A 20,113-nucleotide genomic window follows, 5' to 3' on the forward strand; every position below is an offset into this window, starting at 1 on the left:
GAGCCGGTCGAGGACGGTGGGGGCGATGTCGATGAGGCGGGGGGCGTCGAGACGGGTGCCGGCGGAGGTTCCGCCGGACGGTGTTCCCGGCTCGGCGAGGACCACGAAGACCTCGCGTTCGGCGCGGGTGTCGCCGCCGTGCCCGCCGGTGTCGAGATGTCCGTGGTCGGTGGTGACCACGACCGTCCAGTGCTCGTCCGCGCGGGCGGGGTCGCGGCGCCGGGCGTCGATCGCCTCCAGCAACTGCCCGAGGTGGGCGTCCTGGGCGAGCAGGGCCCGGTCGTAGGCGGGGCTGAGGGGGCCCGTGGCGTGGCCGGCCTCGTCGGTGGCGCCGAAGTAGACGAACAGCGCGTCCGGGTCGCCCTCGGTGAGCCAGCGCACGGCGGTACGGGCGACGAGGTGGTCCGCGCCCTCGTAACCGTCGGACTCGCCGTCGAACCACACACGGGTGCCGATGGCGGGGCCGAGGGTTCCGCGCAGCACCAGCTCCGGCCAGGACACCGCGGCCGCCGTGCGCAGACCGGGGCGCGCGGCGGCGGCCCGGCAGAGGAAGTCGGGGTGACGGACGTAGTCGGCGCCCTCGAAGTCGTTGCCGGTCACCCCGTGCCGGTCGGGCCACACCCCGGTCAGCACGCTCGACCAGCCGGGACCGGAGTCGGTGTAGGCCATGCTGGTGGACGGCCCGCCCTCGGCCTGGCCGTCCACCTCGCCGTAGGGCAGCAGACTGCTGCCGTGGACCCCGGTGGCCATCAGGCCGTGCAGCACGGGCGCCGCGGCCGACGAGCGGGTGAGCCGGTCGAAGCGCACCCCGTCCATGCCCACCACCAGTACCTTGCCGCGCTCCGGCCGCCCGCCGCTCTCGGAGTCCACCACCGCGCCCCTCTGTCTCGACACCGGACCACCCGCCACCCGCCCCTGTACCGCGGGTTCAACTGCCCTGGACCGCGCCCTCGGTGGCCCCCGCGATGAAGCCCCGCGCGAAGACGGCGAAGACGATCACCAGGGGGAGGGACGCCATCAGCACACCGGCCATCACCATGCTGTAGTCGGTGTTGTGGCCGACGTTGAGCTGGGCCAGCTCCACCTGGAGCGTGACGTGGTCGGGGTTGGTGAGCACGATCAGCGGCCAGACGTAGTCGTTCCAGGCGCCGACGAAGGCGTAGATGGCGAGGAAGGACATCGCGGGTCTGATCATCGGCAGGGCGACGTTCCAGTACTGCCGGAAGAATCCGGCGCCGTCGATGCGCGCCGCGTCCAGCAGCTCGTCGGGCACCCCGTTCTCGATGTACTGGCGCAGCCAGAAGATGCCGAAGGCGTTGGACAGCGCGGGCCAGACCAGCGCCTTGAGCATGCCGACCCAGCCGAGCTCGGACATCAGGATGAACTGCGGCAGGACGGCCAGCTGCAGCGGCAGCATCATGAACACCAGGAGCAGGCCGAAGAGCAACCTGCGCCCGGGGAACTCGAACTTGGCGAAGGCGAAGGCCGCCAGGGAGTCGACGAACAGCACCAGGACCGTGGTGACACCGGCGATGACGATCGTGTTGAGCATCGACCCGAAGAAGTCGACCGTGTCGAGCACACCGCGGATGTTCTCCAGCAGGTGCGAGCCGAAGGTCAGCTTCGGCGGGCTCTTGTAGATGTCCCGGGTGGTGTTGGTCGCCATCACGATCGTCCACAGGAACGGGAAGACCGAGATCACGACGGCGAGGATCAGGAAGAGGTGCGGGGACAGGCCCTTGGGGCGGCGCGGCCGCCCGGCGCCCGGGTTCGGCTTCGCGGCCGTGGCCGGCGGCCGGGGCGTGGTGGCGGTCGTCATGCCTTCCTCCCTCGTTGCACGATGCGCCAGTTGATGACGACGAGCACGATGATCAGTACGAAGAAGGCCCACACGATGGCCGCGCCGTAGCCGTAGTCGTTGTCGAGGAAGGCCGACTGGTAGAAGTACAGCAGGGTGGTCAGGCCCGCCTGGCCCGGCCCGCCGAGGTTCTGGTTGGCGGCGTTGCTGGCGAAGAGCACCTGGGGTTCGCTGAAGCTCTGCAGACCGTTGATGGTCGAGATGACGACGGTGAACAGGATGATCGGCCGCATGATCGGGATGGTGATCTGGAAGAAGGTGCGGATCGGGCCGGCGCCGTCCATCCTGGCCGCCTCGTAGACCGACTGTGGGATGGCCTGGAGGCCGGCCAGGTAGATGATCATGTTGTAGCCGGTCCACATCCAGGTCATCAGCAGGGCGATGACCACCTTGATCAGCCACGGGTCGCTCAGCCAGGGCACGGGTGAGATGCCGACCATGCCCAGAATCGCGTTGACCAGACCGAAGTCGTTGCTGAACACCGCGCCGAAGAAGATCGCCACGGCGACGATCGACGTCACGTTGGGCACGTACAGGGCGATGCGGTAGAAGCCCTTGAAGCGGCGCACCGAGTGCAGCAGCGTCGCCAGCACGAGCGCGCCGAAGAGCGTGGGGACCGTGGACAAAACCCAGATGATCAGGGTGTTGCGGATGGACAGCCAGAAGACCGGGTCGCTCCAGAGGAACTCGAACTGCTGCAGACCCACGAACTGCTTGGTGCCCAGCCCGTCGTAGCGCTGGAAGGCCAGGTACAGCGAATAGAAGACAGGGACGAACGAGAAACCGAGGAAGATCAGATAGAAGGGCGAGATCGCGAGGTACTGCCGCCAGTACGACAGCACCCCGCGACGCGTGGGCCGAGCGACGCCCGCGGGCGGGGTGCGCCGCGGGCGGAAGCGGGCCGGGCCCGGCCCGCCACGGTGCTCGGGCACCGTGGCGGGACCGGTCACCGGAGGTGACGACACCTCAGTTCACCCCCTGTCGCCTGGCGATCTGCTTGGCCTGCGAGACCGCGTCCTTCCAGGCGTCGTCGGGCTTCTTGCCCTTGGCCTCGATGCTGGTCAGCTCGGCCATGAAGGGAGCCATGACCGCCGAGTCGGCGGGCGCCTCGTAGCTGACGGGGATGGCCTCGGCGGCCGGACCGAAGACCTCGATGATCTTCTGCCCGCCGAAGAAGGCGTCGGGGCCCGTCATCGCCGGCATCGCGTACGTCTCCGGGGAGGCGGGGAAGATGGTGGCGTCGGCGAAGCTCTTGGCGTTGTTGTCGGGGCTGAGGATCCAACTGATGATCTTGAACGCCTCTTCGGGGTTGCGGCACTGCTTGGGCAGGGTCAGGTAGGAACCGCCCTGGTTGGCCGGCCCGCCCGGGGTCGCGCAGACACGCCACTTGCCCTTGGTGTTCGGCGCCGCCGACTCGATGTCCAGCGCGTGCCAGGCGGCGCCGACCTCGGTGGTCAGGCTCTTGCCGACGGCGGCGTTCCAGCTCTGGTCGTTGATCTTGGCGTCGAGGCCGAGCGTGTAGGCGCGTATCGCGTGGTCCCACGCGGCGCGGATGTGGTCCTGGTCGCCGATGAAGTGGTTGTCCTGGTCGATGAACCGCGTGGTGCCCTGACCGACCGCGATGCTGAACACCGAGCCCATGTTGTTGATGAGGAAGGTGCCGGGCAGCGCCTTCTTCAGCTCGGTGCCGAGCGCGAAGTAGTCGTCCCAGGTCTTGGCCTCGGCGGCGACCTTCGCCGGGTCGCTGGGCAGCCCCGCCTTCTCGAACTGGTCGGCGCGGTAGAAGAGCGCGGTGGGGCCGATGTCGATCGGGAAGCCGATCTGCTTGCCGTCCTCGGTCTGGGCGAGCTTGGTCTTCCACTCCAGGTACTGGGAGGAGAGCTTCTTGAAGCCCAGGTCGTTCAGGTCGAGGAAGCGGTCCGCGTTGGGCAGGAAGGAGGCGATGTCCTCGCCCTTGATGCCGGTGATGTCCGGCACGGAGGAGCCGCCCGCCGCGAGCGTGGTGGTGAGCTTCTGCTTGAAGTCGCCGCCGATGGAGGAACTGGTCAGCTTGATCTGGCTCTTGAAGTGCGTCTTGGCCTCGGCGACCACCTTGTCGCTGAGGGCTCCGCCCCAGTACCACATGGTGAGGTTCTTGCCGTTCTTGGTGCCGCCGGAATCCGAGCCGCCGCCACAGGCGACGGTCAGGCCGGAGGCGGCCGCGGTGAACACGGCAGCCTGGAGGAAGCCTCTACGAGAAAGGTCCACGGGTCACTCCTGTTTGTTCCTGTTCGTGGTACTTCAGGGCTGTTGTGCGTGGGGTCAGTGGAGCCGCGCGGGCGGGGTGACCGGGGCGTGGCGCACCGGTGGGCCGACGTCGGCGGGGATGCGGTCCGCGAGGAAGCCGTAGGCCTGCTTCAGCTCGGGGTCGGTCAGCGAGCGCCACCAGCGCTCGACGCCGTACCAGCCGGGCGCGGCGAGGCCTCCGCCGTGTCGGCCCACGGAGAGTCCGGCGGACAGGACGGCGAACCGCAGCCGTTCCGTCAGGGGCCAGCCGCCGAGGGAGGCGGCGACGAAGCTCGCGCCGAAGACGTCGCCGGCGCCCGTCGCGTCGAGCACGTCGACGTCCAGGGCCGGCACCTCCGCGTACTCCCCGGTCGTCTGGTCCACCGCGACCGCGCCCTCGCCGCCGCGGGTGACCACGGCCACCGGCACCAGCTCGCTCAGGGTGCCGAGCGCGGCGACCGCGCTGTCGGTGCGGGTGTAGGCCATCGCCTCGGTCTCGTTGGGGAGGAAGGCGTGGCACAGGGCGAGTTGGTCGAGCAGGTCGCGCGACCACTGCTGGGTGGGGTCCCAGCCGACGTCCGCGTAGACGAGCGTGCCGTTCGCGGCGGCTTTGGCGAGCCACTCGCGCGGCTCGGCCTCGATGTGCACGAGCGCTGTGCGCGCCTCGGGCGGGTCGCCCATCAGGACGTCCTGCGAGTAGGGCGGTTCCTGGCCGTGGGTGACCAGGGCCCGGTCGTGACCGTGGGCGAGGGAGACGGTGACGGGGGTGTGCCAGCCGTCGGCGGTGCGCGAGAGGGAGAGGTCGACGCCCTCCTGCCCGGCGAGGACCTCACGGCAGTACTGGCCGTAGTAGTCGTCGCCGAAGACCGTGGCCAGCGAGGTCCGCAGGCCGAAACGGGCGGTGGCCACCGCCAGGTTGGCGATGCCGCCCGGACCGCAGCCCATGCCGTCGGTCCAGATCTCCTCGCCGGGTGTGGGCGGCCTGCCCAGCCCCGTGAGCACGAGGTCGTAGAAGAGCAGCCCGGTCAGCAGCACGTCGGGCCGGTCGTCGTCCACGCGCGCACCCTCTCGTCGACACCTGAGAAGGCCTTCGAAGATCACTCTTCAAAAGTCTTCAATTTCGGTGCACAGATCGTGCGCGCCTCCGGGAAGTTTGGCAAGAGTCGAGCAGAAGTGAGCATGGATTTGATTGGGAATGACGAGTACTGTTCAGCGCGTGCTGGCAGAGAGACGACATCAACTCATCCTGCGGGCCCTGCGATCAGGCGGGCCGGCGGCGGTCACCGACCTGTCCGAACAGCTCGGTGTGAGCCCCGCCACCATCCGGCGGGACCTCGTCCGGCTGGAGGAGGAGGGGCTGCTCACCCGGGTGCACGGCGGCGCGGTCGTGGACGAGGGCGACCAGCCCTTCGCCGAGGTCGCCGAGGTGCGGGTGGCCGAGAAGGACGCGATAGCGGCCAAGGCCGCGTCGATGGTCCACGACGGGCAGTCCGTGCTCCTCGACATCGGGACCACCGCCTACCGCCTGGCCCGGCAGTTGCACGGCCGCCGCCTCACCGTGATCACCAGCAACCTGGTGGTCTACGAGGAGCTGGCCGACGACGAGGGCATCGAACTGGTGCTGCTCGGCGGCATGGTCCGCCGCGAGTACCGTTCCCTCGTCGGCTTCCTCACCGAGGACAACCTCCGTCAACTCCACGCCGACTGGCTGTTCCTCGGAACGAGTGGAGTGCGCCCCGGTGGACAGGTGATGGACACGACCGTCGTCGAGGTCCCCGTCAAACGCGCGATGATCAGGGCGAGCGACAGGGTCGTCCTGCTCGCCGACTCCGCGAAGTTCCCCGGGACGGGCATGGCGAAGGTCTGCGGCCCCAGGGAACTCGACGTCGTCGTCACCAACGGGCCGGTGGAGCAGACCACCCGCGCGTCGTTGGAGGACGCGGGCGTCGAAGTGGTCACGCCGTGACCGCCCTCCGGGGCGCGCGGCTGACACGTGTCGGACACCTCCCGCACACGGTGGCGGAGCGGTCCGGACGAACGGTGTCCGGACGGCCCTCACGAACGCACGATCGGCAAAGGTGGTAGTTGCGTGAAGCTGACGATTCTGGGCGGCGGAGGATTCCGGGTGCCCCTCGTGTACGGGGCGCTCCTCGGGGACCGCGCCGAGGGCCGGGTCACCCGTGTCGTCCTGCACGACCTGGACGCCGAGCGGCTCTCCGCCGTCACCCGCGTCCTCGCCGAGCAGGCCGCCGACGTCCCCGACGCCCCCGAGGTGACCGCCACCACCGACCTCGACGAGGCCCTCACCGGCGCCGACTTCATCTTCTCCGCGATCCGGGTCGGCGGCCTGGAGGGCCGCGCGAACGACGAGAGCGTGGCCCTGGCCGAAGGCGTCCTCGGCCAGGAGACCGTCGGCGCCGGCGGCATCGCCTACGGCCTGCGCACGGTCCCGGTCGCCGTGGACATCGCCCGGCGCGTGGCCCGCCTCGCCCCCGAGGCCTGGCTCATCAACTTCACCAACCCGGCGGGCCTGGTCACCGAGGCCATGTCCCGTCACCTCGGCGACCGCGTCATCGGCATCTGCGACTCCCCCGTGGGCCTCGGCCGCCGGATCGCCCGCGTCCTCGGGGCGGCCAAACCGGCCGAGGCCTGGATCGACTACGTCGGCCTCAACCACCTGGGCTGGGTCCGCGGTCTGCACATCGCCGGCCGCGACGAACTCCCGCGCCTGCTCGCCGACCGCGACCTGCTCGGCTCCTTCGAGGAGGGCAAGCTCTTCGGGGTCGACTGGCTCCAGTCCCTCGGCGCGATCCCCAACGAGTACCTGCACTACTACTACTTCAACCGTGAGGCCGTCCGCGCCTACCAGGCCGTCGAGAAGACCCGCGGCGCCTTCCTCAAGGAGCAACAGGCCCACTTCTACGAGGAGATGCGCCGCCCCGACGCCCACGCCCTCAAGGCCTGGGACCGCACCCGCGCCGAGCGCGAGGCCACCTACATGTCGGAGAACCGGGAGACGGCCGGCGCCGGCGAACGCGACGCCGACGACCTCTCCGGCGGCTACGAGAAGGTCGCCCTCGCCCTGATGCGGGCCATCGCCCGCGACGAGCGCACCACCCTCATCCTCAACGTCCGCAACAAGGGCACCCTCACGACCCTCGACACCGAGGCCGTCATCGAGGTGCCCTGCCTGGTCGACGCCAACGGCGCCCACCCGGTCTCCGTCGCGCCCCTGCCGGACCACGCCACCGGCCTGGTCTGCGCGGTCAAGGCCGTCGAACGCGAGGTCCTGGCGGCGGCCGAGGCGGGTTCCCGGACGACCGCGGTGAAGGCCTTCGCCCTGCACCCGCTGGTCGACTCGGTCAACGTCGCACGCCGTCTGGTCGAGGGCTACACGGCCGTGCACCCTGGCCTGGGATACCTGAAGTAGGCTCCCGCCCGGAAAGCGCTTACCGTCCTCGATCTCCCCACCCGCTCCCTCCGCTTTCTGCTCCGCCCCCTCTCTGGAGACCTCACATGCATGACGAACGCCGCCGGATCGAGGAACGCGTAGAGCGCGTCCACACCCAACGCATCAAGCCCGCGATCTACGCGGCCACTGTGCCCTTCGAGGTCGAGGCCTGGCAGGCGCCGGGCGAACCGGTGCCCTTCGAGGAGGCCGCGGCGGCCTCGTACACCCCGTTCGCGATGGACACCCCCTGGGGCCCGCCGTGGGGCACCACCTGGTTCCGGATGCGCGGCCAGGTCCCCGCCGAGTGGGCGGGCCGCCGGGTCGAGTCCGTCATCGACCTCGGCTTCGTCGGCGACTGGCCCGGCAACCAGGCCGAGGCTCTGGTCCACCTCGCTGACGGCACCCCGCTGAAGGCGGTCAACCCGCTCAACCAGTACGTCCCGATCGGCAACCCCGTACGCGGCGGCGAGACCATCGACTACCTGGTCGAGGCGGCCTCCAACCCCGACATCCTCGCCGACAACTTCTCCAAGATCACCCCGCTCGGCGACATCCTGACCGCCGGCGACAAGCCGCTCTACACCTTCCGGCGCGCCGACATCGCCGTCCTCGACGAGGAGGTCTTCCACCTCGACCTGGACCTCCAGGTGCTGCGCGAGCTGATGGTGCACCTCGGCGAGCACGAGCCCCGCCGCCACGAGATCCTGCACGCCCTGGACCGGGCCATGGACGCCGTCGACCTCGACGACGTCTCCGGCAGCGCCACCGCCGTCCGCGAGATCCTCGCCCCGGTCCTCGCCAAGCCCGCCCACGCCAGCGCCCACACCATCTCCGGTGTCGGCCACGCCCACATCGACTCCGCCTGGCTCTGGCCCATCCGCGAGACCAAGCGCAAGACCTCCCGCACCTTCTCCAACGTCACCGCGCTGGCCGACGAGTACGAGGACTTCATCTTCGCCTGCTCCCAGGCCGTGCAGTACGAGTGGGTGCGCGACAACTACCCGCAGGTGTGGGAGCGGATCAAGAAGGCCGTCGACAAGGGCCAGTGGGTCCCGGTCGGCGGCATGTGGGTCGAGTCCGACGGCAACCTGCCCGGCGGCGAGGCCATCGCCCGCCAGCTCGTCCACGGCAAGCGGTTCTTCATCGAGCACTTCGGCATCGAGACCAAGGGCGTCTGGCTGCCGGACTCCTTCGGCTACAACGCCTCCTACCCGCAGCTCGCCAAACTCGCCGGCAACGAGTGGTTCCTCACCCAGAAGATCTCCTGGAACCAGACCAACCGCTTCCCCCACCACACCTTCTGGTGGGAGGGCATCGACGGCACCCGCATCTTCACCCACTTCCCGCCGGTCGACACCTACAACGCCCGCTTCAGCGGCGAGGAGATGGACCGCGCCGTCCGCAACTACCAGGAGAAGGGCGCAGGGAAGCGCTCCCTGGCCCCCTTCGGCTGGGGCGACGGCGGCGGCGGCCCCACCCGCGAGATCATGGAACGCGCCCGCCGCCTCGCGGACCTGGAGGGCTCGCCGAAGGTCGTCGTCGAACACCCCGACGAGTTCTTCGCCAAGGCCCGCGCCGAGTACGAGGACGCCCCCGTCTGGAACGGCGAGCTGTACCTGGAGCTGCACCGCGCCACGTACACCTCCCAGGCCCGCACCAAGCAGGGCAACCGCCGCAGCGAGCACAAGCTGCGCGAGGCGGAGCTGTGGGCGACGACGGCTGCGCTCCACGCGCCGGACTACGCCTACCCGTACGAGAAGCTCGACCGCCTCTGGAAGACGGTCCTCCTCCACCAGTTCCACGACATCCTGCCGGGCTCGTCCATCGCCTGGGTGCACCGCGAGGCCGAGGCCGAGTACGCGCGGGTGGCCAAGGAACTGGAGGAGCTGACGACCGAGGCGGTCGCCGCGCTCGGCGCGGGTGACGCGCGCGTCTTCAACACCAGCCCGCGGGACCGGGCCGAGGTGGTCCGTACGACCGCGGGCGCACCGGCGTACGTCACCGTCCCCGCGAACGGCAGCGCACCCCTCACCCCCGCCGCACCGCCGCACCCCGTCACCGTATCCGGCCGAGTCCTCGACAACGGCCTGGTCCGGGTCGAGATCGCCGAGGACGGCACCCTCGCCTCGGTCCGCGACCTGGTCGCCGACCGCGAGGTCCTCGGCGACCAGGGCAACCTGCTCCGCCTGCACACCGACCTCCCCAACTACTGGGACGCGTGGGACGTCGACAAGCACTACAAGAACCGCTACACGGACCTGCTGGACCCCGAGTCGATCACCGTGGTCGAGGAGGACCCCCTCCTCGGCGCGATCCGCGTGGAGTGCTCCTTCGGCAAGGGCTCCCGCCTCACCCAGACGATCACCCTCCGCGCGGGCAGCCCTCGGATCGACTTCGAGACCGACATCGACTGGCACGAGGCCGAGAAGTTCCTCAAGGCCGGCTTCCCGATCGACGTCCGCGCCGCCCACTCCTCCGCCGAGATCCAGTTCGGCCACATCCAGCGCCCCACCCACACCAACACCAGCTGGGAGGCGGCCCGCTTCGAGGTCTCCGGCCACCGCTGGGTGCACGTCGGCGAACCCGGCTACGGCGTCGCGGTCATCAACGACTCGACGTACGGCCACGACGTCTCCCGGACGGTCCGCGAGGACGGCGGTACGACCACCACGGTCCGCCTCAGCCTGGTCCGCGCCCCGCGCATCCCGGACCCCGAGGCCGACCAGGGCAAGCACCGCTTCACGTACTCCCTCCTGCCGGGCGCGAGCATCGAGGACGCGGTCGCCGAGGGCTACGCCCTCAACCTGCCGCTGCGCGTCGCGGACGCGGCGGGCGCGCCCGAACCGGTCGTCTCCGTGGACGGCGAGGGCGTCACCGTCGAGGCGGTCAAGCTCGCCGACGACGCCTCGGGCGACGTCGTGGTCCGCATCTACGAGTCGAGCGGCGGCCGGGCCCGGGGCGTGCTGCGCACCGGATTCCCGCTCGCGGGGGCCCAGATCACCGACCTGCTGGAACGCCCCCTGTCGGAGGCGGCCACGGACGGCAACGGCGTCCCGGTGACACTGCGCCCGTTCGAGGTGCAGACGCTGCGGCTGGCGGTGGGGAAGCGGTGACAGGCTGAACGCCGTCCCCGCGCCCCTGAAACGGCCGCAGGCCTTTCAGGGGCGCGGGGAACTGCGCGAGAAGCCCCACCGGACCGCGGACGGGGTTCGAAGGGGCGCGGCCCCTGGTGGCTCAGACGGCGAGGGGCCGGTCCGCGGCCGTCGGCTTGCACGCCACCGGCGGCGCGACAGCCACCGGCCGCGCATCCACAGCGACCGCCACCTCGGCAACCGGCCCGCCGACGACCCCCACCTCGGCCACAGGTACCTCGGGCACTGACACCTCAGCCACCTGATGCGGCAACGACACCGGCCGCACCGGCCGCGGCCCCGACACCACCGTGTAGTCCTGCCCCAACCGCGTCGGCAGCACGTCCCCCGTCTCCTCGCCGAGCGCCAACCGCACAGCCGCCCACGGCGCGTTGATCCCGCACAGCGCGAGCTGGTGCAGCCCACCCGCCGGACGCGTGTTGACGTCCATGAGGACCGGCTCGTCGCCGTACATCCGGAACTGGATGTTCGTCAGATAGTGCAGCCCGAACCGCTCCGCGATCCGCCGCGCCGGCTCGATCCACGCCGGGTGGAGCGTGAATCCGCGCCGGCGGCCGTTCTTGGTGCGGCCCACGACCATCCGGACCCGGCCGTCGGGGCCGGTGAGGCAGTCGACGGACACCTCCGGCTGCTCCAGCCGCGGCATCACCATCCAGTCGACGGGCTCCTCGGCCTCCCGTACCGCCTCCACGACCATGTCGAGCTGCACGTACGGGCTGGGGAAACCGCTGAGGTGATCGAGCGAGAAGGGGGCGCGCGTGACGACACGGAAGCCCACACCGCCCGCCCCGGACGCCGGCTTGAAGCACGCCTTGTGCCCCCCGGCCTCCAACTCCTCGACGGCGGCCACGAGTTCGTCGGCGTTCGTCACCCGGTACCACGGCGGCACCGGAATCCCGTGCTCCCGGACCGCCTCGTACGCGGTCACCTTGTCCTCGAAGACCTCGATGGCCCCGGCGGTCGGCGCCAGCAGGGCCGTACCGGCGGCGGCGAACTCCTCGCGGTGCGCGGCGAGGGCCGCCTGGTGCAGCCGGGGCACGAAGACGTCGATCCCGCGCTTGGCGCACTGGTCGAGCGCGTACTCCACGTACGCGGCGGGGGAGAGACCCTCGGGCTCCAGGTCGGCGGTGTCGGCGGCGGCCAGGACGGGGGAGTCGGCGTCACCGTGCGTGGCATGGATCTCCACCGGACGAGCGTGCGGATTATGCCGCAGCTGATCCATGAAGAAGACATTCTCCGCGTACGTGCGGTTGAGCCAGACGCGTACGCGAGAGACCATGCAGGCCGCCTTTCCAAGGTTCGCGGGCAGGGCGAAGCAGGCCGTGCCCGGCCAGGGGGGATGGAGGTACGCCGAACCGCCGTACGCGAAGGAGGGGCGTGGCGGTGGTGTAGGACGGATCATACGGCCACTGGGGCCCAGGTTTCTGTCACGCGCGTGTTAATCCTTGTGGGACGGGCGCGCCGGGATGCGTCCGCGTCGCCCCGCCAGGTCGGTCTTGTCGGCGGGTGCTCACCTGTGTTCTCGTGTTGATGTTCGGTGTTCGGAAAGGAGCACGGGTGGAGCCCAGGGTCGGCCGTCACGGAAATCTGCTGGCCGTCAGTGATCTGCACATCGGCTACCCCGAGAACCGCGCCCTGGTCGAGCGGATGCGCCCCGAGACCGACGACGACTGGCTGCTGGTGGCCGGTGACGTCTCCGAGAGCGTCGCCGACATCCGCTGGGCGCTCACCACACTCGCCGGCCGCTTCGCCAAGGTCGTCTGGGTGCCGGGCAACCACGAACTGTGGACCCACCCCAGCGAGACCGTCCCGTACCGGGGCGTCGAACGGTACGACCATCTCGTCGCCCTCTGCCGGGAGCTGGGCGTCGTCACCCCCGAGGACCCGTACCCCCTCTGGGAGGGGCCCGGCGGCCCGGTGGTGGTCGCGCCGCTGTTCCTGTTGTACGACTACTCGTTCCTGCCCGAGGGGTGCGCCACCAAGGCGGAGGGCCTGGAGTACGCGCACGGCACCGGAGTGGTCTGCACCGACGAGCACGTGCTCCACCCCGACCCGTACCCGAGCCGCGAGGACTGGTGCCGCGCCCGCGTCGCCGAGACCGAACGCAGGCTCGCCGAACTGCCGCCCGACCTGCCGAAGGTGCTGGTCAATCACTACCCCCTGGACCGGCACCCGACGGACGTCCTGTGGTACCCCGAGTTCGCCATGTGGTGCGGCACGGAGCTGACCGCCGACTGGCACCGGCGCTTCAACGTCGAGGTCATGGTCTACGGCCATCTGCACATCCCGCGGACCACCTGGCTCGACGGGGTCCGCTTCGAAGAGGTGTCCGTGGGATACCCCCGCGAGTGGCGACCGCGTCCGGAACCCCCGGGCCGGCTGCGCCGCATTCTGCCGATGGAGGTCGGAGCCGGTGATCGAGGAACTGCTCCCGGGGGCGGTCGTGGTCGTGGAGGCGCACGCCCATGAGGCGGCCGCCGCCGTCGAGGGGGTGGAGCTGTACCCCGAGGAGGAGGCGGTCGTCGCCCGGGCGGTGGAGAAGCGGCGCCACGAGTTCACCCTCGTCCGTGCCTGCGCCCGGCGGGCCATGGAGAAGCTCGGGGTCGCCCCGCAGGCGATAGTGCCGGGCGAAGGCGGCGCTCCCGGCTGGCCGGACGGCCTGACCGGCAGCATGACCCACTGCGAGGGGTACGCCGCCGCCGCCCTGGTCCGCGCCGTCGACCTCGCCTCCCTCGGCATCGACGCCGAACCCCACGACGCCCTGCCCGAGGGCGTCCTGACGGCGATCGCCCTGCCCACCGAGGAGACGCGACTGCGCCGGCTGACCGCCGACCACCCCTCGGTCCACTGGGACCGGCTGCTCTTCAGCGCCAAGGAGTCCGTCTACAAGGCGTGGTTCCCGCTCACACGGCGGTGGCTGGACTTCTCGGAGGCCGACATCGAGCTGACCGTCGGCCCCGACGGCCGCTCCGGCGGGCTGCGCGCCGAACTCCTCGTGCCCGGACCGGTGGTGGGCGGCCGTCGCGTCGACACCTTCGCCGGACGCTGGACCGTCCGGAGGGGGCTGGCGGCGACGGCTGTTGCGGTTCCCTTCCCCACCGAGGACGAGGACGCCGGATGACCACCCTTGCCTATGTCGAGCTGCATCGACAGGTCGCGTCGGACATCGACGCGGAGATCACCGGCGCCCTGGAGAGTCTCGGGCCGTCGACCGCGGCGGTCCGAAGATCCATATCAGGGCTGCTGGGCCATCAGCAGATGAAGTACCCGCTGTCCGTGCTCCCGCTCCTCGTGCACGCCTCCGAGACCGGAGCCCCGGGACCGGCCGTTCCCCTGTCGGCCGTGCACGTCCTGTGGTGGACCTCCGCCTGCTACCTCGACGACCTGGCGGACGGCCAGGGCGCGCACACCCCCGCCGGACTCGGCACGGACGAGGCGCTGCTGGCGTCCGTCCTCAGCGGACAGGCCCTGCCCATCCGCGTCGTCCAGGCCCAGCCGGTGCCGGACGCGGTGCGCAACGCCCTCACCCGGGAGATCGTCGACTGCTGTATCGACGCCGCGGAGGGCCAACTGCGCGACCTGCGCGGCGACCTGGCGAACGCCTCGCGCGAGGCGGTCGTGGCCGCCTATCGCGGGAAGTCCGGCGCCCCCTTCGGGATGATCACGGCGATGGCCGCGATCCTCTCCGGCGCCGGGCCCGAACGGACCGAACTGTGGCGGGAGTTCGGCGATGTCTTCGGAATCCTCTGGCAGCTCTGCAACGACCAGGAGGACCTGCTCTCCGGCCGCGACGAGGACCTGCGCAACGGCACGGTCACCTATCTCCTCGCCTGCGCCCTGGAGGAGACGCCCCCAGGCTCCAGGGAGCGGTTCGCCGAACTCGGGCGCGCCGCGCGGGACTCCGCTCCGGCCCGCGCGCGGCTCCGCGCACTGCTGCTCGCCCCCGCAGCGCTCCGCCGGTTCGAGAAGGACCTCACGGCGTTCCGCGACGACGCGCACCGCGTCCTCACCGAACTGGGCGGCGACGAGACCTACGTGCCGGCCCTGCGTCAACTGGTGGACCAGGCCGCCGGGATGTACCTGACCTAGGGCCCGGCCCGGCGACGGCCCGCCGGAGATCACCGGCGGCCCGTCGCAGGTCACCCGGCGGCCCGTCGGAGGTCACCCGGCGGACGCTCGGAGCCCGCCCTCCCTCACACCTGCGGGCACCAGCTCCGCAGCAGTTCGAAGAACTCCTCCTCGTTGCCCGAGAGGCCCGCCGCCGCCAGTGCCTGCTCCGCCTCGGCGAGCGCGGCAGGCGGCACCACGGGTGGTCGGCGGGACTCCGGCGGCCCGTCGAACGCTGCTCGTACGGTTCCCAGCAGCCGCAGATAGGCCTGTACGGCGGCGCGCTCGCGGTCGGTCAGTACGGCGGTCGGCATCGAACGGCTCTCCCCTGGTCGGATCGGCGAAACTCCGTGCCCGCCCCGGCATACGGGCGGCACACTCCCAGCTTGCCGTCCACCACTGACAATCCCGCTCTCCCTCGCGCGGGAGTCGCCCTAGGAGCCCGTTCCCAGCACCGTCCTTCGCTCATCCTCCGTCAGGGGCGGTTCCGTCAACGGGGGTTTGACCGGGCCGCGCAGCACCGCGAGGACGACCTCCGGCCGGACCAGGGCGCCGATCGGTGCGGTGAGGGTGACCACGCCGAGGTACGCCCGGAAGACCAGGGGCCGGCCGAGCGCGGTCCGCATCAGCCGCTCCACGTAGCGCCCGAAAAGCTTCTGCGCCGCGTTCGGCTGCTTGCCGATGGCCTCCGGGTAACGGATGTCCGTGCCCGTCGCCAGCTCCCAGGCCAGGGTCACCGGCTTCGCCACGGCCTTCTGCACCCGGCGCGCCAGCCCCGGCGCCGTGAGGCCGAGCGCGGCCACCCGTTCCCGCAGCGCGAGAGCGCTCTGCGCGGCGACCGACATGCCGTGGCCGTAGATCGGGTTGTACGTGGCGACCGAGTCGCCGATCGCGACGAAACCGTCGGGCCAGCCGGACACCTTCTCGAAGAAGCGGCGCCGGTTGATGGTGCTGCGGGTGACCACGACGTCCGTCAGGGGCTCGGCGCGGGAGATCAGCTCGCCCACGACCGGATGCCGTACGTCCCGCGCGAACGGCTCGAACTCCTCGGCTCGCGCGGTCGGTTGACCCCCTCGGGTGCCCGACAGCGTCACCAGCCAGCGCCCGTCCTCGATGGGCACGAGCGTCGCGCTGCGCCCCGGCACCGGCTGCGAGCCGTCCGGCTGCACATTGACCACCGGGTACTCCTCGGTGCCCGCCGGCGCCCGGAAGATCCGGCTCGCGTACACGAGACCGGAGTCGACCTCGTCCATCGGCGCGGGCGCCACCCCGAGCGCGTCCAGCCAGGCCGTGCCCCGCGAACCGCGGCCCGCTGCGTCCACCACCAGATCGGCCGTGAGCACCCGTTCCTCACCGTCGGCGGAGGAGAGCCGGATGCCCGTCACCCGGGAGGCGTCGCCCGCCAGACCCAGGATCTCGGTGCGGTCCAGCACGGTGACGCGGGGGTCGGCGACGAGCCGGGCACGGACGACCGACTCCAGCAGATCACGGCTGCACGCGATCATGAACTCCATCTCCGGCCAGCGACGTACCCAGCCCTGCGGCGACAGGGACACCAGCCCGGTCGGCAACGGGATGCGCCGGGCGCCGGCCGCCAGCCAGGCGTCGGTGACACCCGGCAGCAACTCCTCCATGGCCCGGGCCCCGCCCGACCACAGCAGATGGGCGTGCCGGGCCTGGGGCACGCCCCTGCGGGGCTCGGGCCCCTCGGGCAGCGCGTCGCGTTCGACGACGGTGACCTCGGCGTGGTCGCGCAGTGCGGCGGCGGCCAGCAGACCGGCCAGACCCGCGCCGACGACGACGGCACGCCGGGGAGTCGTGGCCGCGCCGTCGCGCGGACCGCCGGGGGCCCTAAAGGGTTCGCTCATGGAAGTCGCTTCCTGACCTGGTCGCGGCGGCCCATTCGCGGGCGGCCGCTACGACGGGTGACTGACGCAGGGCGATGGACATCCGTACGAGGTCACGGGGGTTCTCGGCCGGCGGGGCGGGGGCGTCGGCCGGGGCCGAGCTGATGACCCGGCCCTCCGGGTCGTCCGCCTTCGCCCGCACCGCCGCCGTCACCATCGCCGCGTCGGCCTCGGCCCGCGCCTGGACGGGCTCCGAACCCGACGCGACAGCCGCGTCGTACGCCCTGGCCCGCACCTCGGAGTCGAAGTACGGGTACAGGCTGAGCATGCCGTCGTGGATGTCGGACTCGCGCTGTGTCATCTGGAGCCGGGCGGGTGCCCACCAGGAGATCCGCACCTCGTGGCTCGCCTGGGCCCACACGGGGCGCAACTCCCGCCACAGCGGGCCGAGTCGGCGATACATGGACCAGATGGTCCAGGAGTCCCCGAGGCGTTCCCCGGCCAGCGGCAGACAGAAACCGACCGCGCAGACCTGCGCGCCGACGGACGACAGCACGGGCGCGACGTACGTGCTCAGGTAGTCCAGGTCGCCGCCCTGCCAGCGGGCCACCACGGCGATCAGCTTGACCGCCGCGAACGGGACGTTGAGCAGGAACCCGAACGCGATGATCAGCAGTCCGGCGCGCAGCCAGCCGCGCACCTGGAGCGCCCAGCGCCAGCACATCACGTTCATCGCGAGGCCCGCGACCATGAACCCGGTCAGGTACAGCACGATCATCTCGCGCAGGAACGGGGCGCCCGCGTAGTACGTGTCGAAGTCCCGCACCCGCTCCACGGGGGCCTCGCCGAGCACGAACAGCACCACGATCGCCGCGCACACCGCGCCGTACCCGGCGATCCAGCGGCGCGAGAGGCGACGGGTCGTCTCCGGCGGGCCGCCCCGCCAGTTGGTGATCAGCACCAGACAGGAGCCGCTGAACGCGCTCAGGAGCAGATAGACGACGGCGGCCGAGACGTTCGTGACGCCCGTGACGCGATTGAGCTCGACGATCGTCGGCGGGGCGGCGAAGCAGAAGACCAGGGCGGCCAGGGTCATCAGCGCGCACACGGATCTGATCAGCGGATCGCCCCAGTTCCGCAGCAGCGCGGGCGTCTTGAGGGCGAGCGCGATCGTCATCGCGACGGCCGGAACGTAGTAGCTGGACCCGTCCATGTCTTCGAGAGTTCTCTGCGTCTCGGCGTCCGGTGCCGCTCAGCCCTGCGGCCCGCGGTAGCCGAGCGAGGCCCCGATGCGGCCCGCCAGGTGATCGCGGCGCACCGGTCCGCGCAGCCCCGAACCGGCCAGCCACATACGGCACTTGCTGGCCAGCAGCAGCCCGAAGCTCTCGGCGTCCTGCTCGTCGGACAGGTCGAACCGGGTCCGGGCGGCGACCCTCAGCACGGTCTCCCGCAGATCGGCGTCCTGGCTCAATAAACGCGCGGCGACGGCGGCACCGTCCACGTGCTGCCCGCAGTGCCCGGCCTGCATGTGCCACAGCTCGTGGCCGAGGATCACCAACTGGTGGTCGGGCGCGGTGCGTTCCTCGATGACGACGAGGTCCTGTTCGGCCATGTCCAGCCACAGCCCACTGGCCGTACCGGGCGGGAAGGCTGCGGTGCGGTAGTGGACGGGGCGGCCGCGGCGTCTGCTCATGGCATCGCACAGGGCGCTGTAGAGGTCGGCGGGGTCCGCCGGTGCCGGCAGCGTGAGTTCGCCGACCAACTCGCCGCACAGGCGGCGCATTTCCTTTCCGATGCCCACAGATCTTCCCCCGGTCAGGACTCGGGCCGCTTGACGCTCTCCAGCAGCATGTCCAACCACTCCGCGACCTTGTCGCGGTGCTGGTCGGTGGGCAGCTGCGCCGCCCGCCAGGCGATGGAACGCACACCGTGGTTCTGGAGCAGCCGCTGCAACGGGTCGTCGGCGGCCTCGGCCGCCGCGCGCTCGCGGTCGGCGAGCTGCTGGAGGAGCTCCTGCTCGGTCCGCATCAGGGCGCTCGCCAGCGCCTCGGGATCCTCGGCGGTGAGGAAGCCGGCGTGCACTCTGAAGAAGCGCTGGATGGCGTCGCAGTGCTCCATCGTCGGGCGCCGGTCACCGTTGATCAGGGCGCCCGCCTGCTGGCGCGACATGCCCGCGCCGTCGGCGATCTCCTGCTGGGTGTACTTGCGGCCGTTGGGCTTGAGCCGGGTGCGTCGCAGCAGGTCGAGGCGCTGCAGAAAGCGGGCCTGGACGTCCGGCTCACCGGCGCGCCGACCGCTCAGCAGGGCCTTCACGACCGCCTCCGGCACACCCGAGGCCACCGAGAGCCGCCGGGTGTCGAAGACCTCCGCGTGCCCCACGCGCAACTTGTCCGCCAGCGCGGTGACACGGGCCACGACGGCCGGCAGCAGAACCGTCGCCGCGGCGTCCGGAACCTCGAAGCCATCCGTCACCGACAGATCTCCTACGTCTCTCTCAGGCCAATTTCGCGGTACTGCGGAATCCTTGGATCCAAGCCTGGCGCGAGACCCTGGTCCCGGCAAGTACACCGTGAACTGCGGGGAGACTAGCGGTTCCGTCGAACTCACATCCAGGTCTCGCCACAACTGTGGCGAGATTCAGCCGTCAACCGTCGTCGAATGCCACGATAGTTGACACGCCTCCGCCGGGGGCAGGAGGATCAAGGAGCCGCGAGAAGGCCGCATAGGCAAGAGGGGTGACCTCCCGATGGCATATCAGGCAGGAGGGCGGCGGTCGGTACCGCGGCCCGTCCCCGACACTCTCGAAGCCCAGGAAGCACAGGCGTACCTCCAGGACTACGCCGTACTGCTGGACTCCGTCCTGTTCCCGTCCGTCGTCCTCGACCACCGCTGGGACGTCGTCCTGAGCAACGCCGCGTTCCGGGCGCTCTTCACCGGAGTGGGACCCGACCCGACCGCCATGCCGGACGACAACTTCCTCCGCTTCGTGCTCTTCCACCCGGACGCCGCCACCGTCCTCGGTGACCACGAGTCCAGCTGGTGCCTGCCGATGCTCGCCCACTTCGCCGCCGCCGTGGAACACCACCCCCAGGACCGGGGACTGCAGTCCATCCGCCGGGAGATCGCCCAGGACCCCATCATGGACGCCGCCTACCGCCACGGACTGCCGCACTGGCTGCGCACCGTCGGACCCGGCGCCGGCCGCCACGACGGCGCCGTGCGGCCCCTGGTCCACCCCGATCCGCGCTGGGGCGCCACCCTCTGCAGGGTCGTCGGCGAGACCCCCGACACCCTCCGCGACCTCGGCTACCACCGGATGACCCTCGTCCTGCGCGAGGTGGGCCGCCCGGGCGACCCCGCCCGCAGGACGCGCCGTCCCCGCCGCCCCGCATCGACCCACCTGAGCGTGGTGCCCTCCCCCGAGAGGTGAGCC

Annotated in this window: 18 protein-coding genes; 7 read left to right on the forward strand and 11 right to left on the reverse strand. The window is 71.1% G+C overall.

Annotated features, from left to right (window positions below):
* From P1P70_RS12525 to P1P70_RS12545, 5 genes are all read right to left on the reverse strand, one after another.
* Positions 1–894: alkaline phosphatase family protein (locus tag P1P70_RS12525; protein WP_319236890.1), on the reverse strand; the 894-nt coding region annotated here is incomplete at its 3' end.
* 34 nt (positions 895–928) lie between these two features.
* The gene (locus P1P70_RS12530; protein WP_319236891.1) at positions 929–1,819 is read right to left on the reverse strand and encodes a carbohydrate ABC transporter permease; all 891 of its coding nucleotides are present in this window, start codon (positions 1,817–1,819) and stop codon (positions 929–931) included.
* The gene (locus P1P70_RS12535) at positions 1,816–2,700 is read right to left on the reverse strand and encodes a sugar ABC transporter permease (protein ID WP_319236914.1); all 885 of its coding nucleotides are present in this window, start codon (positions 2,698–2,700) and stop codon (positions 1,816–1,818) included. The genes P1P70_RS12530 and P1P70_RS12535 overlap by 4 nt, the downstream gene beginning before the upstream one ends.
* A 124-nt stretch (positions 2,701–2,824) precedes the next feature.
* Positions 2,825–4,105, reverse strand: a complete 1,281-nt coding sequence (locus tag P1P70_RS12540; RefSeq protein WP_319236892.1) for an ABC transporter substrate-binding protein — start codon at positions 4,103–4,105, stop codon at positions 2,825–2,827.
* A gap of 54 nt (positions 4,106–4,159) precedes the next feature.
* Entirely contained in the window at positions 4,160–5,179 is a 1,020-nt protein-coding gene (locus tag P1P70_RS12545; RefSeq protein ID WP_319236893.1) for a carbohydrate kinase family protein, read from the reverse strand.
* A 160-nt stretch (positions 5,180–5,339) separates the two neighbouring features.
* Between P1P70_RS12545 and P1P70_RS12550 the strand changes: the two genes are divergently transcribed.
* From P1P70_RS12550 to P1P70_RS12560, 3 genes are all read left to right on the forward strand, one after another.
* On the forward strand, positions 5,340–6,089 hold the full coding sequence (locus P1P70_RS12550) for a DeoR/GlpR family DNA-binding transcription regulator (RefSeq protein WP_319236894.1): 750 nt from the start codon (positions 5,340–5,342) through the stop codon (positions 6,087–6,089).
* 123 nt (positions 6,090–6,212) lie between these two features.
* Entirely contained in the window at positions 6,213–7,553 is a 1,341-nt protein-coding gene (locus P1P70_RS12555) for a 6-phospho-beta-glucosidase (protein ID WP_319236895.1), read from the forward strand.
* 86 nt (positions 7,554–7,639) lie between these two features.
* Positions 7,640–10,687 (forward strand): alpha-mannosidase, encoded by a 3,048-nt coding sequence (locus P1P70_RS12560; RefSeq protein WP_319236896.1) that lies wholly within the window; start codon positions 7,640–7,642, stop codon positions 10,685–10,687.
* A 121-nt stretch (positions 10,688–10,808) separates the two neighbouring features.
* Here P1P70_RS12560 and P1P70_RS12565 read toward each other — a convergent pair whose 3' ends face one another.
* Positions 10,809–12,005: an ATP-grasp domain-containing protein gene (locus P1P70_RS12565; protein WP_319236897.1), complete on the reverse strand. Its 1,197-nt coding sequence runs from the start codon at positions 12,003–12,005 to the stop codon at positions 10,809–10,811.
* Between the two features lie 251 nt (positions 12,006–12,256).
* Between P1P70_RS12565 and P1P70_RS12570 the strand changes: the two genes are divergently transcribed.
* The 3 genes from P1P70_RS12570 to P1P70_RS12580 are packed head-to-tail and all read left to right on the forward strand — an operon-like array spanning position 12,257 to position 14,815.
* Entirely contained in the window at positions 12,257–13,195 is a 939-nt protein-coding gene (locus tag P1P70_RS12570) for a metallophosphoesterase (RefSeq protein ID WP_319236898.1), read from the forward strand.
* Positions 13,140–13,847: a 4'-phosphopantetheinyl transferase family protein gene (locus tag P1P70_RS12575; RefSeq protein WP_319236899.1), complete on the forward strand. Its 708-nt coding sequence runs from the start codon at positions 13,140–13,142 to the stop codon at positions 13,845–13,847. The genes P1P70_RS12570 and P1P70_RS12575 overlap by 56 nt, the downstream gene beginning before the upstream one ends.
* Positions 13,844–14,815, forward strand: coding sequence for a polyprenyl synthetase family protein (locus P1P70_RS12580; protein ID WP_319236900.1), 972 nt, complete (start codon positions 13,844–13,846; stop codon positions 14,813–14,815). The genes P1P70_RS12575 and P1P70_RS12580 overlap by 4 nt, the downstream gene beginning before the upstream one ends.
* A gap of 104 nt (positions 14,816–14,919) precedes the next feature.
* Here P1P70_RS12580 and P1P70_RS12585 read toward each other — a convergent pair whose 3' ends face one another.
* The 5 genes from P1P70_RS12585 to P1P70_RS12605 form a co-directional block, all read right to left on the reverse strand.
* A complete protein-coding gene (locus P1P70_RS12585) occupies positions 14,920–15,147 on the reverse strand; it encodes a hypothetical protein (RefSeq protein WP_319236901.1) in 228 nt (75 codons plus the stop codon).
* A 120-nt stretch (positions 15,148–15,267) separates the two neighbouring features.
* Positions 15,268–16,701, reverse strand: coding sequence for an FAD-dependent monooxygenase (locus P1P70_RS12590; RefSeq protein ID WP_319236902.1), 1,434 nt, complete (start codon positions 16,699–16,701; stop codon positions 15,268–15,270).
* Entirely contained in the window at positions 16,685–17,893 is a 1,209-nt protein-coding gene (locus tag P1P70_RS12595) for an MAB_1171c family putative transporter (protein WP_319236903.1), read from the reverse strand. Before P1P70_RS12595 ends, P1P70_RS12590 begins: the two co-directional genes overlap by 17 nt.
* A gap of 39 nt (positions 17,894–17,932) precedes the next feature.
* A complete protein-coding gene (locus tag P1P70_RS12600; protein ID WP_319236904.1) occupies positions 17,933–18,463 on the reverse strand; it encodes a toxin-antitoxin system, toxin component in 531 nt (176 codons plus the stop codon).
* Positions 18,464–18,495: 32 nt separating this feature from the next.
* Positions 18,496–19,152, reverse strand: a complete 657-nt coding sequence (locus P1P70_RS12605) for a helix-turn-helix domain-containing protein (protein WP_045556747.1) — start codon at positions 19,150–19,152, stop codon at positions 18,496–18,498.
* A gap of 274 nt (positions 19,153–19,426) precedes the next feature.
* On the opposite strand from P1P70_RS12605, the gene P1P70_RS12610 reads away from it, so the two are divergent.
* On the forward strand, positions 19,427–20,110 hold the full coding sequence (locus P1P70_RS12610; protein WP_319236905.1) for a hypothetical protein: 684 nt from the start codon (positions 19,427–19,429) through the stop codon (positions 20,108–20,110).
* The last annotated feature ends 3 nt before the right edge of the window (positions 20,111–20,113 follow it).

The sequence above is a fragment of the Streptomyces sp. MB09-02B genome, from assembly GCF_033794485.1.
Taxonomy (GTDB): domain Bacteria; phylum Actinomycetota; class Actinomycetes; order Streptomycetales; family Streptomycetaceae; genus Streptomyces.